The organism is Streptococcus sp. HMSC064D12 (assembly GCF_001837205.1).
GTDB lineage: Bacteria > Bacillota > Bacilli > Lactobacillales > Streptococcaceae > Streptococcus > Streptococcus salivarius_D.
Map to the genome: position 1 here is coordinate 1 of NZ_KV831754.1, position 13793 is coordinate 13793.

At 41.6% G+C, this 13793-nt stretch carries 14 protein-coding genes; 1 reads left to right on the forward strand and 13 read right to left on the reverse strand.

The annotated features are described in order from the left end of the window. Positions 1-61: 61 nt before the first annotated feature. The 3 genes from HMPREF2697_RS07315 to ccpA are packed head-to-tail and all read right to left on the reverse strand — an operon-like array spanning position 62 to position 3318. Positions 62-1177: a glycerate kinase gene (locus HMPREF2697_RS07315; protein ID WP_070850183.1), complete on the reverse strand. Its 1116-nt coding sequence runs from the start codon at positions 1175-1177 to the stop codon at positions 62-64. 12 nt (positions 1178-1189) lie between these two features. Continuing rightward, on the reverse strand, positions 1190-2257 hold the full coding sequence (locus tag HMPREF2697_RS07320; RefSeq protein WP_049528974.1) for an MmcQ/YjbR family DNA-binding protein: 1068 nt from the start codon (positions 2255-2257) through the stop codon (positions 1190-1192). Positions 2258-2316: 59 nt separating this feature from the next. Then, positions 2317-3318, reverse strand: a complete 1002-nt coding sequence (gene ccpA, locus HMPREF2697_RS07325; protein ID WP_070850185.1) for a catabolite control protein A — start codon at positions 3316-3318, stop codon at positions 2317-2319. 313 nt (positions 3319-3631) lie between these two features. Here ccpA and HMPREF2697_RS07330 point away from each other — a divergent pair, with 313 nt between their 5' ends. Further along, positions 3632-4717 (forward strand): M24 family metallopeptidase, encoded by a 1086-nt coding sequence (locus HMPREF2697_RS07330; protein WP_014633399.1) that lies wholly within the window; start codon positions 3632-3634, stop codon positions 4715-4717. A 96-nt stretch (positions 4718-4813) separates the two neighbouring features. Here HMPREF2697_RS07330 and HMPREF2697_RS07335 read toward each other — a convergent pair whose 3' ends face one another. From HMPREF2697_RS07335 to era, 10 genes are all read right to left on the reverse strand, one after another. Continuing rightward, positions 4814-5182: a S1 RNA-binding domain-containing protein gene (locus HMPREF2697_RS07335; protein WP_002886108.1), complete on the reverse strand. Its 369-nt coding sequence runs from the start codon at positions 5180-5182 to the stop codon at positions 4814-4816. Position 5183: 1 nt separating this feature from the next. Then, the gene (locus HMPREF2697_RS07340) at positions 5184-6590 is read right to left on the reverse strand and encodes a Cof-type HAD-IIB family hydrolase (RefSeq protein WP_049528968.1); all 1407 of its coding nucleotides are present in this window, start codon (positions 6588-6590) and stop codon (positions 5184-5186) included. 146 nt (positions 6591-6736) lie between these two features. Continuing rightward, complete coding sequence (smpB, locus tag HMPREF2697_RS07345; protein WP_002885905.1) at positions 6737-7201, reverse strand: SsrA-binding protein SmpB; 465 nt, start codon at positions 7199-7201, stop codon at positions 6737-6739. A gap of 21 nt (positions 7202-7222) precedes the next feature. Continuing rightward, positions 7223-9676 (reverse strand): ribonuclease R, encoded by a 2454-nt coding sequence (gene rnr / locus HMPREF2697_RS07350; protein ID WP_070850187.1) that lies wholly within the window; start codon positions 9674-9676, stop codon positions 7223-7225. 62 nt (positions 9677-9738) lie between these two features. Next, entirely contained in the window at positions 9739-9975 is a 237-nt protein-coding gene (gene secG, locus HMPREF2697_RS07355) for a preprotein translocase subunit SecG (protein WP_002886135.1), read from the reverse strand. A 45-nt stretch (positions 9976-10020) separates the two neighbouring features. Beyond that, positions 10021-10167, reverse strand: coding sequence for a 50S ribosomal protein L33 (gene rpmG, locus HMPREF2697_RS10195; RefSeq protein ID WP_002890443.1), 147 nt, complete (start codon positions 10165-10167; stop codon positions 10021-10023). Beyond that, positions 10157-11380: a multidrug efflux MFS transporter gene (locus HMPREF2697_RS07360; protein ID WP_049528963.1), complete on the reverse strand. Its 1224-nt coding sequence runs from the start codon at positions 11378-11380 to the stop codon at positions 10157-10159. The genes rpmG and HMPREF2697_RS07360 overlap by 11 nt, the downstream gene beginning before the upstream one ends. Before the next feature lie 50 nt (positions 11381-11430). Beyond that, the gene (coaE, locus tag HMPREF2697_RS07365) at positions 11431-12024 is read right to left on the reverse strand and encodes a dephospho-CoA kinase (RefSeq protein ID WP_070850189.1); all 594 of its coding nucleotides are present in this window, start codon (positions 12022-12024) and stop codon (positions 11431-11433) included. Further along, positions 12021-12842: a DNA-formamidopyrimidine glycosylase gene (gene mutM, locus HMPREF2697_RS07370; protein WP_070850191.1), complete on the reverse strand. Its 822-nt coding sequence runs from the start codon at positions 12840-12842 to the stop codon at positions 12021-12023. The genes coaE and mutM overlap by 4 nt, the downstream gene beginning before the upstream one ends. 44 nt (positions 12843-12886) lie before the next feature. After that, positions 12887-13786, reverse strand: coding sequence for a GTPase Era (gene era, locus HMPREF2697_RS07375; protein ID WP_070850193.1), 900 nt, complete (start codon positions 13784-13786; stop codon positions 12887-12889). Positions 13787-13793 lie beyond the last annotated feature (7 nt).

Consider the following 13793-nt stretch of genomic DNA (forward strand, 5'->3'; position numbering starts at 1 on the left):
AAACATCAAAAACGATGTTTGTCTTCATTCTGAGCTGACGCAAGGTCAGCTTTTTCTTATATCACAATGTTTTACTGAGCTTGATGAGATTTCCAACATTGAGTCCTGTTCGATAGAGATTCTCTTTAGCAGCAGCTAAAACTTGGTCTAAGTCTGCTACTTGTCCAATAATGGGAAAGGCAGCTGAAATGCCTGCTACCGGAAAATCAGGCAAATCATCCTTCAAACTACCGCAGATAGCAATGACAGGAATAGCTGATGGTGTCCGCCTAGCCACCCCGACCGGTGCCTTACCAGATAAGGACTGGCTATCCATACGTCCTTCCCCTACTATAACCAAATCAGCATACTTCACACGTTGGTCAAAATCAACACAATCAAGTACAAAGTCAATCCCTGATTTAATTTCTGCATCTGCAAAGGCCACCAGGCCTGCAGCCATGCCTCCCCCCGCTCCGGAACCAGCCAGTTTTAAAACTTCAGGAGCAAAGTCAGTGTAGAATTGTGACATATCTTGGTCAACTTTTTTAAATTGTGAAGGAGACAAGCCTTTTTGTTCACCAAAAATATAGGTCGCTCCATGTTGACCACACAAGGGGTTGTCTACATCAGTAATCAGACGAATGGTGACACCAGACAAATCAAGCTTATTTTCAGAGGAAACCTTTTTAATGAGACCAAGATTAGCACCTATTGGCTCAAGCTCCTGTCCCTCAGAATCATAAAAACGATAACCCAATCCATATGCCATACCAATACCACCATCATTGGTAGCAGATCCACCTACGCCTATAATAAAATCTCGGACGCCAGATTGAACCAAATGAACAATTAGTTCACCTACTCCTTGTGTCGTTAGAGCTAGAGGATTTCGTTTCTCCTTAGAAATATGCTCCAAGCCACAAATCGCAGCCATTTCAAAAATGGCAGTCTGGCCATTGCTAGCAAAAAAAACACTTCCATCACTTGTATAGGCATGAGGAATCTTGATACTTTTCTTCTCAAGATTTAGATTTTCAGCAAGAGCATCTAAGGTGCCTTCGCCACCATCGCCTATTGGCATGAGGTCAAAATCAGCGTTGGGTAAAGCATTTTCAAAGCCTGATTTAAGAGCTAAGGCGACCTCTTTTGCAGATAAGCTCTCCTTAAATGAATCAGGTGCAATCAAAATTCGCATGATGTCCTCCTTCTATTTTTCTTTTAGGTAAGGGGATAAAGCCTGAACTAACTCTTCTGTCATATGTCGAGGACCTCGAACAGTTTTAATACCTAAACACTTTAGTCTATCACTATCAAAGTCAGTGTCAATAAAAGTGTATAAGGGTTTAATCCGCATCAACTCTCTAATACTCTCCTCTTCACGATAACCTTGATTAGGGATATTTGCCTCTAAAACCTGACAGAGGTAACGGATGGCCTTGGTAGGTGCCGTAATATAGATAGCCACAAAATCTCCCTTTTGCATACTAGCTTTCTGTGTCCAAAGAATCTCCTCATTTGCGGAAAACTCCTCCCCAATATCGTAGTATTTCAAATTTACCGGGATAATCCAATAATGAGGCTCCGAAGCCTTTCTAAGATGTTTTGGGGCCACCAGGGAGCGACTTTCACTAAGAAGCTCAAAAATGGTATGGTCCGACAATGTCTCATCTAAAACAAGACTAACCCAGGTCTTCTTGGACATATGGTAACTAGGAAAAACGCCATCCATTTTCAAGAGTTTATCCATTTGCTTCGGATTAACCTTGAGGTTAACCACATCATATGTTAATTCCGCCTTTTCTCCATCAAGCCCTAGTTTTTCTCCCTTAAGAGGAAAAAACAAGGCATACCATTTACCATCAACTCTAAAAGATAGATAGCTTGGTTCCTTCTCGAAAGGATGGTCTGCTTGGTCTGAAAATTCTTGAACTAAAAACTTAGCCAGGCGATTAGCTTGTGGAGATGAGAATAATTGATCTTCATAACAAGAATCAGCTACCTGTGACAGAAGTTCTCCATAAGCTTCTCTGACTTGACCAACGTAAGTTCCAGTAGCCTGAGGACTCCTGAAGATATCATAAGGCTCATCAAGATCACTATCGACAACCTGTCCCGTCAACTTACCTTCTAAATCAATAAACAATCGAGCTTCAAGTTCTTCAGCTATCAGTGTTTTTCTGAACTCGTAGCCTTGCTCGGTAGCTGTAAAACCAAAAGTCTCTAGGCTATCAGGTTTTAGGACTTTCTTTTTAAAATAAGCATCCTCAAAAGTCATTGTTTCTCCCTTTTTCTAAAAAAGAGAAGTTGAGACAAACTTATGTCTCAACTCCTTTTTTATTTTGTTGACTGACGTAAGGTAAGACCATGATTAAGAATAACATCTTTTTCTTCAAGCTCTTCCTTATTCATGATTTTAGTCAACATACGCATGCTAACCGCCCCTAAATCATAGAGAGGATGATTAATACTAGAAAGGTTTGGACGTGTATAACTTGTAATTGGTGAATCATTGCTTGTGATGATTTCGAAGTCTTCTGGAACAGATTTACCTGCAACAAAGAGGCCATTCAAGAGACCCGCAGCCAATTCATCTTCCCCAACATAGGCAGCAGTGGCACCAGAGTTCAAGACACGTTGTGCTAAATCAAAGCCGTCTTTATAGCTATATTTAGCTTCAAAGACAAGTCCTTCATTGTAGCGCAAATTATTCTTTTCAAGTCCAGCCTTATAACCAGCTAGACGGAGCTTACCATTAATATCATCAATTAGTGGTCCTGATACAAAAGCAACCTTTTCATTACTTTTAGCAAGCTGCGTTACAGAATCCTCAACGGCAGCTTTATAGTCTATGTTAACACTCGGTAATTGGTGTTCGAGGTCCACTGTTCCTGCTAGGACAATCGGCGTACGAGTACGAGAAAATTCTGCACGAATTTTTTCCGTCAAGTGGTAACCCATGAAGATGATACCATCTACTTGTTTGGCAAATAGAGAGTTAATCACGGTAACTTCGTGATCGTCATTTTCATCACTAGATGCAAGAACAATATTGTACTTGTACATGGTTGCAATATCATCAATCCCCCTTGCTAAAGTAGCAAAATAACTATTAGCAATATTTGGAATAACAACTCCTACAGTAGTGGTTTTCTTACTCGCCAAGCCACGCGCAACCGCATTTGGACGGTAATCCAAACGATCAATGACCTCAAGCACTTTTTTTCGGGTGTTTTCTTTTACATTTTTATTTCCATTTACCACACGAGACACAGTCGCCATCGAAACACCTGCTTCACGCGCAACGTCGTATATAGTAATTGTTTCATCAGTATTCATAAAAACACTTCCTTTCTCATTTTACGCTCACTTATTCATGCTAATTGTATCAGATTCTGAAAACACTTTCAATTATTTTGACTGATTTTTTACAAAAAAATGAAAGGGATTCCTTCTTCATGGTTATGAGGAAGAAAGCCATTTCAGAAAAAGACCTGTCATTTCGTGTTTCCAAGACTATCCATCGCTTACAAACCTAGCCTAAAAAAGTCTCAATGAAAGTAAATGATTTAATGAAAAGCCAAAAAAACAGCTTGCATTTTTACTATAAAAGTGACAGAATGAGTGTAAGAAATACAAAGGAGTTTTTTCTATGTCTAAACTTGATCGCATTCGTCATTTTTTGAATGAAAATAAAGCAGGGCTAGCTATTGTTTCAGATCCTGTAACTGTCAATTATCTTACTGGTTTTGATTGTGACCCACATGAACGCCAAATGTTCCTCTTCGTCTACGAAAATCGTGAACCTGCCCTCTTTGTTCCTGCTCTTGAGGTTGCACGTGCCTCTGCTGTACTCGACTTCCCAGTCTTTGGTTATGTGGATTCTGAAAATCCATGGCAAAAAATCAAGGCTGGCCTAGCAAGTACAGACAGCCCTATTATTTATGCAGAGTTTGACAATCTCAATGTGACTAAGTTCCAAGGATTGCAAACGGTCTTTGAAGGTCGCTTTGAAAACTTGACACCATTCATTCAAAAAATGCGCGTTATCAAGTCAGCTGATGAAATTCAAAAAATGATTGTTGCCGGTGATTATGCTGATAAAGCTGTTAATATCGGTTTCGACAATATCTCTCTTGATGTTACTGAAACAGACATCATTGCTCAAATCGAATTTGGCATGAAGAAAATCGGTATCAATCAAATGTCCTTTGAAACGATGGTTCTTACAGGTAATAATGCCGCAAACCCTCATGGTATTCCAGGAACTAACCGTATTGAAAATGACAGCCTCCTCCTCTTCGACTTGGGTGTTGTTAGTCAAGGCTATGTTTCAGATATGACACGTACCGTAGCTGTCGGTCAACCTGACCAATTCAAGAAAGATATTTACAATATCTGTTTGGAAGCTCAACTCACTGCCCTTGATTTTATCAAACCAGGTGTAACTGCCAGCGAAGTCGATGCTGCAGCACGTAATGTTATTGAAAAAGCTGGTTACGGCGAATACTTCAACCACCGTCTGGGACATGGGCTTGGTATGGATGTCCACGAGTTCCCTTCAATCATGGAAGGAAATGACTTGGTAATCGAAGAAGGAATGTGTTTCTCTGTTGAACCAGGTATTTACATTCCTGAAAAAGTTGGTGTTCGTATTGAGGACTGTGGTTATGTGACAAAAGATGGCTTTGAAGTCTTCACACACACACCAAAAGAATTGCTCTATTTTGATGTCTAATTAATAAACATGGGTCTTCAATTAAATTGAAGATCTTTTTGTTTGTAGCCAAATCGAAAACACCAAAAAAGCCGACTCATTGAGAGTCAGCTTTTGCTATTTTTCCTCATGCTCTTGTCTAAGATAGTCAAGTCCTTCTTCAATCCATCCTGGCATTGCTTCTGCCAAGGGTTTAAAGCCATAGTTCAAACGACTATCTGAGAAACGATGACGATGAGGGATTTTATTTTTTTCTTCCTCAAGGGTTCTCAAAGAAAGACTGGCCTTTTGTGTAAATTCATCAAAATCAACAACTTGAACCAAGACCTCCTGGTCTACCTTGAGGGTATTGTAGATGTTGTCGATATAACCTGTCTTAATCTCTGAGATGTGAATCAAGCCTGTGGTACCATTTTCCAATGAAACAAAGGCACCGTAAGGCTTGATGCCTGTGATAACACCCCTAAGCTTGTCTCCAATTTTCATCTTAGTCTGCTACCTCAACTGTTTCAATCACAACATCCTCAAGTGGCTTATCTTGAGCTCCAACCTCAACATTGGCAATCTCATCAAGCACCTTGTAAGAGTCTTCATCCACCAATTGACCAAAGACTGTGTGACGACGGTCTAGGTGAGGTGTTCCACCATTTTCAGCATAAGCTTCTGCGATTGGTGCTGGCCAACCACCACGTTCGAGTTCCTTTTTAGCATAAGGAATTTCAGGCGTTTGAACGATGAAGAACTGGCTACCATTAGTATCTGGTCCTGCATTGGCCATAGAAAGCGCACCACGGAGGTTATAGAGCTCTTCAGAAAATTCATCCTGGAAGCTACCACCGAAGCTTGACTCACCACCCATACCAGTACCAGTTGGGTCACCACCTTGAATCATAAAGTCCTTGATAATACGGTGGAAAATCACACCGTCATAGTAGCCACTCTTGGCCAAATTGACAAAGTTAGTAACTGTTAATGGTGCATGATCAGGGAAAAGCTTGATGACCAAATCACCATGGTTTGTTTTAATTGTTGCGACTGGACCTTCTACTGCATCCAAGTCAAGTTGTGGGAAATGAAGTTCTTTTTCTACCAATCCGAGTTCCTCCAAGGCATTGAAAATGCCATCTTCTTCTACTGTTCCTGTAACGTAATCTGCTTTTTCTTTCAATTCTGGTGCGGCATTACCCATGGCAATCTTAAGTCCAACATAGTCAAAAATCTCCATATCATTTGGACCATCACCAAACATCATAGCATTGACCGGTTTAAGGTTTTCATGCTCCAAGACATGCTCGACACCAGATGCTTTTGAGATACCATTTGCTACGACGTCAGATGAGTGTTCGTGCCAAGGTACCATACGAACATGTGTCGCAAGTTCTTCTGGTAACTCAAGCTCACCATCATTTTCCGCAAAAGTCCACATATGGTAAACATCGTTCGACAAATGGAAGTCTGGCTCCACATCACAAAGACCATAGACTGGTTTCATAGCATCATCAATCAAATCTGAACGCTCTGAGACAACTGGCTTATCCTTACCGGCAAAGCCCCAAGCAATCCCAATCTCCTTGCACCAAGCAACAAAGGCTTCTGTAACTTCACGAGCTAGGGGCTGGTTATAAATTTCTTCCCCTTTTCGATTAATCACATAAGTTCCATTGATGGTTACAAAATAATCGGGCTCTAGGTCTCGAATGTCCTCAACGACACCATAGTAGCCACGTCCTGTGGCAATCCCCGTCAAAATTCCTTTTTCTTTAAGCCCTTTGAAAACAGCCTTAATAGATTCAGGAATGTAGCCTGTCTTTTTGACACGAAGGGTGTCGTCAATGTCGAAGAAAACAATCTTTGTCTTCTTGGCCTTGTATTTTGTTTTAGCATCTACTGGCATCGCTAATCTCCTTTACAGTATCACGTCCAGAGTTAGGTATAGCTGCTATCCTAACTAAAGACCGTATGGTACTCCCATTATATCATGTCTTAAAGCCAAAAACAAAAAATCATCTAGGACTATAGCAGTCTTAGATGATAGGCGTTTTAACGGTTAACACTCTTGATAATACGTTTGATATCACGTTCTTGTTCACGACGTTTGATAGACTCACGTTTATCGTAATCGTGTTTCCCTTTGGCAATACCAAGCAATACCTTGGCAAAACCGTTTTTTAGGTACACCTTCAAAGGAACCAAGGTCATTCCTGTTCCCTTAAGGTCATTTTGAAGTTTGGTGATTTGCTTCTTCTTAAGCAATAATTTTCTCGTACGGTCTGGATCTTGATTCCAAATATTGCCTTGCTCAAACGGAGCAATATGAACATTGATTAACCAGGCCTCACCGTTCTTGATTTGGGCGTAGCCATCTTTTAGTTGGATGCGAGCCGCACGAACAGACTTAATCTCTGTCCCTGTCAGTACGATACCCGCTTCAATAGTATCAACGATACTATAGTCATGTCTAGCCTTTTTATTCTGAGCAACAACATTGCCTTCACCCTTTGGCATAGCAGTCCCTCCATTCTCATCCTATTTTCGTTTTTTAGCAACGTCCTTGTAGAAAGGTTTGTTCCCTTTTTTCTTACGACGGCCACTCTCACGTCCCTTGTTATCATTATGAGGACGGTTTTGATTCTTACGCTTATCGGGTTTCTTAGATGACTTACGGTTTTCGTCATAAGAGCCTTTACGGCCATTACCATCTTGACGGTTACGGTTATCCCCACGCTTACCACGACGTTCGAAGTCTCCATTTTGACGATCACGACGTGGACCTCTATTGCGGAAGGCTTTCGCCTTTTCTTCACGTTCCTGACGAGCCTTGTGGTCTACTTTTTCAGTGACATCATACGCGCTTGGAAGGTATTGGAAGTCAATATCTCCGGTTTCCTTATCCGCACGTGTTAACTTGACACGGATAGGCTGACCAACTCGGAAAGTCTTACCAGTTTTCTCACCCTGAAGTGTCATGGTACGTTCATTGTAATTGTAAAATTCTGGAAGGGTCGTGATGTGAACCAAACCTTCGATGGTATTTGGCAATTCGACAAACATACCGAATTTAACCACACTTCCGACAATACCATCGAATTCTTGACCAACAAACTCTTCCATGTATTCCGCTTTTTTCATAGCTTCAACGACACGTTCGGCATCAATGGCACGACGTTCAAGAGTTGAAGATGATGTCGCTAATTCAGGAATAACCTCTTCAAAATGTTCACGCGTTTCTTGAGACATATTGTTAGTGTACTCACGAATCATTCGGTGAACCAAGAGGTCTGGGTAACGACGGATTGGACTAGTAAAGTGGGTATAATACTGAGCCGCAAGTCCATAGTGTCCGTGATTGTGTTCTGAATAGCGAGCTTGTTGCATTGAACGAAGCAGCATCATGTTCATGACCTCTGCTCCAGGTTTCCCCTGAACTTTGGCCATAAACTCTTGCAAGTCTAGCTGATCCATCTTATTGGCAGTCCCTTTGATTTGAACACCAAAGATAGAAGCATAATCCATGAAGCGTTGCAATTTCTCAGCTTTTGGCTCTTCGTGGATACGGTAAATAAATGGCAACTTAGCTTTGGCGAAGTGCTCTGCCACACATTCATTGGCAGCCAACATGAAGGATTCAATCATTCGCTCGGCTGTTCCACGTTCACGCACCACGATATCCACTGGCATCCCCTTCTCATTGACCAAGATACGAGCTTCAGATGTATCAAAGTTAAGGGCACCACGACGCTCACGCATGTCTTCTAAAATCTTATGCAATTCTGCCATAGCTGATACAGAATCCATGATTGGCTTAAACTGCTCAATCTTTTCTGGATTTCCAGCCAACATCTCATTGACATCACTGTAGGTCATACGGAAGGTTGTATTAATCACAGATTGACAAATCTTATGATTAACCACCTTACCTTTTGGAGTAATCTCCATGATGGCTGACTGCGTTAAGCGGTCAACATTGGGATTTAGTGAACAAATACCATTTGAAAGACGCTCAGGCAACATTGGCACCACGCGGTCTGTCACATAAACAGAGGTCCCACGTGCTACAGCCTCACGGTTAAGAGCAGACCCTTCAGTGACATAGTAGGACACATCGGCAATATGAACACCAAGTTCAAAGTTACCATTTGGCAAATGTTTGATATGGACCGCATCGTCCAAGTCCTTAGCATCGGCTCCGTCAATAGTAAAGGTTACTTCTTGACGAAGGTCAACACGACCAACGAGGTCTTCTTGACTCGGTGCATCTGGGACAGCTTCTGCTTCCGCCATGACATCCTCTGGGAACTCTGAAACAATATCCATTGATTCCAAGACTTCCAAGACATCAATACCAGCATCCCCCTGATGACCAATAATGTCACGAACACTTCCTACGAAATAATCATAGTGACGGTTAGGGTATTTTTCAATATCAACCTTGATAATTTCAGTACCATCTAGGGCAACTGGTTCTTTCTTGATATAAATTGGCTGCTGAATTTTTTGGTTTTTAGACTTAATGTAACCCGCATAGGGTTCTTTCTCGTCGCTAAGGATAAATTTCCCTACAACAGTCTTAAGTGAACGTTCTACAATTTCAACAACTCGTGCTTCTGCTGCTGTCCCACGCAAACGATCTGCTGGTTTCTTGATGACAACGGCAACAGTATCACCGTCAATGGCATGGCCAACATCATTACGACCAATGAACATATCATCTTCACTGTCATCGACATGCAAGAAACCAAAACCGTTCTTATTGGCACGGAAGACACCTTCAACAGTCACCTGATTAGGGTTTTCTTTCTTAGGACGCAAGGATACAGATCCATCTCGGTTAAAACGCAACTGTCCCTTACTTTCCATGGCTGATATGGCCTTGATGAGCTGAGGGAACTTTTCTCCCCCAGCATGATTAAGAGCCTGGGCAATGTCGTTTACACTGGATTTCCCATGCTCCTTCAAATAATTTATAATAGATTCTTTCATGATTTCCTTTTCTTTTATTTATTGACTATAACGCAAAAAATGAGCCAACCTCAGTCAGCTCATTACTTACTTGAGAGAATGGAAAGGACGATTGCATCTACAATCCATAGAAAAACCATGATTCCTGTAAAGCGTTGCATAAAGGCTTCAAAACCACGTGGTTTACTACGTTCAAATAGTGCTTCTGACCCACCACCATCAAAGACATTGCTACTTGGATTTTTTTGTGGCTGCATGAATACCGCAATCACAATAATAGCTGACATCACCAAGAGCAGCGTTAATAATAAGTCGTACATAGTTATTCCTCCGAAAAAGTCCTTTTTATTCTACCATAGAACCCTTTAAGATTCAACATGTAAGGTTACTTTTCTATCCTTAGGGCAGAATTTGGGTACCTGAATTTTCTCAGGATGATTTTGTTTATTTTTACTTGTGAGATAGTTGATGCTCCCACATTCACTACACTTTAAATTGATTTTAACTCTCACCTATATTCTTGACTCCTAGCGATTTTCTAAAGATGATTAAGGACCAGACAAAATTTCCAGAGACGATCATTGCCGTCACAAAGAAAACCCAGCGATAACCTAGACCTGTCGCAACTGCTGACCCAACAAAGGGACCTAAAACTTGTCCAATATATGAAAAGCTTTGATTAAAGCTAAATATTCTTGAGATTCCTTCTTTGGGTGTCATCTTGGTCAATAAAGAATTGACACTAGGCATAAGAGCACCCACGCCAAAGCCATAGGCAAAACGTAAGATACCCAGCTGCAAGGCTGAACCGGCAAAACCACAGAGGAAATACAAGAGAAAACTATAAAATAGCCCCATTAAAAGCAAGCGATGATTCCCAATACGGTCTCCCAATTTTCCCAGATAAGGAGTACTTAAGAGACTAGAGAAGCCCATAGCAGAAACTATTAACCCTGAGTAAAAAAGGATATTGTCCCTCTGACCTAAATAACGAATGTAAAGGGCCAACATAGGCGCAATCGATTGGGCAGAAATCTGGATAATCATACTGGTCACAAAAAGGCCAATCAACATAGATTTGCTGGGAATTTTTGCAAAAACCTGAGAAAGAGTCATCATCTCTCCCTTTTCGACAGGCTGGAAATTCTCTCTCAAACCAAAGATAGTTAAGAGGCAACAGATAAATAGAATGAGTCCAACCAATAAAAAGGTACCCCTCATGCCAAACGCCTCAGACAAGGTACCACCTAACAAAGGGCCAATCAGAACACCTGCCGTTAGACCCGTAGACAAGGTCCCCAAGGCATAGCCAGAACGGTTCTGAGGAACCTGGCTAGCAATTAAAGCTGTGGCATTTGGGACATAGCCAGCAAACAAACCATTCAGCGTTCTCAAGAAAAGTAGCCAGAAAACATTGGGGACCAAAGCAAGACCTCCCATTGTAAAAGTCATCACCATGCTGGCCCTAATCATCATGGGCTTTCGACCATAACGGTCAGCCAGGCGTCCCCAAACAGGAGAAACCAAGGCAGAGGCTAAGGCAGAGATGGCAACAGACAAGCCAGCATACCATTCGACCATATCTCCTTTAACACCCAGTTCCTCAATGTAGAGGGCCATGAAAGGCATAACAATGGAGAAACTAGCTCCAGTAAAAAAGGTTCCTATCCATGCAATTTTAAGGTTACGTTGCCAATCAGTACTTTTAAGTTCTTTTTGGCGCAAATAATCATCTTCTTTCTAAAATTCACTATCCATTATATCACAATGGCTAGCTATGAGGAGCTCGTTAAATCATTTATTGCGCTCTTCACCTTCTCCTTCAAATCATCGAGACTACCGTTATTATCAAGAACCAAGCTGGCATAAGGCATTTTCTCAGCTAAAGACATCTGGCTATCAATACGCATCTTAGCTTCCTCAACACTTAAGTGATTACGTTTCATCAAGCGTTGGCACTGGACCTCCGGTGACACTGCCACCAACCAAATCTGGTCAAACCAGTCCTGATACCCATTTTCAATAAGCAAGGGAATATCCATGAAAAAAACATCTTCTTCCTTGGCCAAACGCTCCCTCTGGGCTGCTAGTTCCTCTCGAATAATTGTCCCTTGAATCTCAGCAGACCGCTGTCTCATCTCCCCATTGGAAAATATCAGTTGCCCTAGTTTAGGACGATTCAATTCTCCATTAGGAAGGAGAATTCCCTCTCCCAACCAATCAAGCAAGGCACGGTACAGACGGCCCCCTTGGGCCTGCATGTCGTGTACAAGCTGATCAGCGTCAATGACCTTGTAACCTGCCTCTTTAATCATTTCAACAACAGTAGATTTTCCTGAAGCAATACCACCTGTTAACCCAATAATCATCGTTTCTGACAATGAGGACACAAATGTGTTCCTCTCCCTCCTAACTTGATTTTCTCAATTGTGCTTGCGCAGCGTGGACAAGGCTGTCCCGTCTTTCCGTAAACCTGTAAATAGTTCTGCATGGTCCCATCCTCACCAAGAGCATTACGATAAGTCCTTATGGTTGAGCCACCTTTTTCAATTCCTAGCTGTAAAATAGCAATCGTTTGATCATGGACCCGCTTCATAGCTGCCTTGCTGAGTTTCTTTGCTGGCGTCTCAGGATGAACCTTAGCTGCCCAAAGCACCTCATCAACATAGATATTGCCTAGACCAGCCACCAATTTCTGCTCCAAAAGGAGACTTTTAATAGGCTTTGCAGAGGTCATCAAGGCTCTCTCAAACGGGGCGTATTTAAAAGCCTTCTTAGTAGGCTCAGGACCAAGCTTTTTCTTTGTAAAATAAGCCTCCTCTTGATTTTTAGCCAATAAATCAAAGGTCCCAAACTTACGGACATCCTGATAAACAAGAGTCGAGCCATCATCTAAGGTAAAGAAAAGATGGAAATGCTTATTAGCAGGAACCTGATCTGTAAACAAGAGGTATTTTCCTTCCATGCGCAAGTGGGAAACCATAATCAATTGTCCAAAGTCAAAAATCAAGTACTTACCTCTACGTCGCATGGCTTGAATAGTTTGGCCAGGTAAGTCATTTAAAAAACTATCATAGGAGGTCTTAATCATTTTCGGGACCTTAACTTCAACAGACAAAATGGTCCGGCCTACTACCAATCTTTCTAACCCTCGTCTAACAGTTTCTACCTCAGGTAACTCAGGCATCTGCTCCTCCTTCTAACAAGAAAGCCGAGCAAGTGCCCAGCTTTTTAATATTCTTTTTCGTTGTATCCGAAATCGGCAAGATCTAATTTCTTATCACGCCAATTTTTCTTAACCTTAACCCAGGTTTCAAGGAAGACCTTGTCCCCAAGCATGACTTCAATATCTTTACGGGCAAGGGTACCAATTTTCTTGAGCATGGAACCTTGCTTACCAATGACAATACCTTTTTGGCTGTCACGCTCAACCATGATTGTCGCACGAATATGAATCTTATCCGTGTCTTCATCACGCTTCATCTCATCAATGACAACCGCAACAGAGTGTGGAATTTCTTCACGTGTCAACTGAAGGACTTTTTCACGAATCATCTCTGATACCAAGAAACGCTCTGGGTGGTCGGTGATTTGGTCCGCTGGGAAATATTGGAAACCTTCCTCAAGGTTATCACTCAAGACATCCACAAGATGAGAAACGTTGTTCCCTTGGAGGGCAGATATTGGAATAATCTCCTTGAAATCCATTTGTGTACGGAAATCGTCAATCTGCTCTAGGAGCTGATCTGGATGAACCTTGTCAATCTTATTGATTACCAAGATAACTGGAACCTTAGCTTGTTTAAGACGTTCGATAATCATATTATCACCCTTACCACGGGGTTCATCCGCTGGTACCATAAAGAGGACGGTATCCACTTCACGAAGGGTTGAATAAGCAGATTCCACCATGAAATCTCCAAGAGCCGTCTTAGGCTTGTGAATCCCTGGTGTATCGATAAAGACAATCTGTTCCTTATCAGTTGTGTAAATCCCCATAATTTTATTACGGGTTGTTTGAGCCTTATCACTCATGATAGCAATTTTTTGCCCCATAACATGGTTCAAAAACGTTGATTTTCCTACATTAGGACGGCCAATAATAGCCACAAATCCTGATTTAAATGTCATATAACTT

What these genes read in the sequence shown, in the direction of transcription:
- HMPREF2697_RS07330 (WP_014633399.1), top strand. Translation starts at nt 3,632, where the DNA reads ATGTCTAAACTTGATCGCATTCGTCATTTTTTGAATGAAAATAAAGCA.
- HMPREF2697_RS07340 (WP_049528968.1), bottom strand. Translation starts at nt 6,590, where the DNA reads ATGCCAGTAGATGCTAAAACAAAATACAAGGCCAAGAAGACAAAGATT.
- secG (WP_002886135.1), bottom strand. Translation starts at nt 9,975, where the DNA reads ATGTACGACTTATTATTAACGCTGCTCTTGGTGATGTCAGCTATTATT.
- smpB (WP_002885905.1), bottom strand. Translation starts at nt 7,201, where the DNA reads ATGCCAAAGGGTGAAGGCAATGTTGTTGCTCAGAATAAAAAGGCTAGA.
- era (WP_070850193.1), bottom strand. Translation starts at nt 13,786, where the DNA reads ATGACATTTAAATCAGGATTTGTGGCTATTATTGGCCGTCCTAATGTA.
- mutM (WP_070850191.1), bottom strand. Translation starts at nt 12,842, where the DNA reads ATGCCTGAGTTACCTGAGGTAGAAACTGTTAGACGAGGGTTAGAAAGA.
- HMPREF2697_RS07320 (WP_049528974.1), bottom strand. Translation starts at nt 2,257, where the DNA reads ATGACTTTTGAGGATGCTTATTTTAAAAAGAAAGTCCTAAAACCTGAT.
- HMPREF2697_RS07315 (WP_070850183.1), bottom strand. Translation starts at nt 1,177, where the DNA reads ATGCGAATTTTGATTGCACCTGATTCATTTAAGGAGAGCTTATCTGCA.
- HMPREF2697_RS07335 (WP_002886108.1), bottom strand. Translation starts at nt 5,182, where the DNA reads ATGAAAATTGGAGACAAGCTTAGGGGTGTTATCACAGGCATCAAGCCT.
- rnr (WP_070850187.1), bottom strand. Translation starts at nt 9,676, where the DNA reads ATGAAAGAATCTATTATAAATTATTTGAAGGAGCATGGGAAATCCAGT.
- ccpA (WP_070850185.1), bottom strand. Translation starts at nt 3,318, where the DNA reads ATGAATACTGATGAAACAATTACTATATACGACGTTGCGCGTGAAGCA.
- coaE (WP_070850189.1), bottom strand. Translation starts at nt 12,024, where the DNA reads ATGATTATTGGGTTAACAGGTGGTATTGCTTCAGGAAAATCTACTGTT.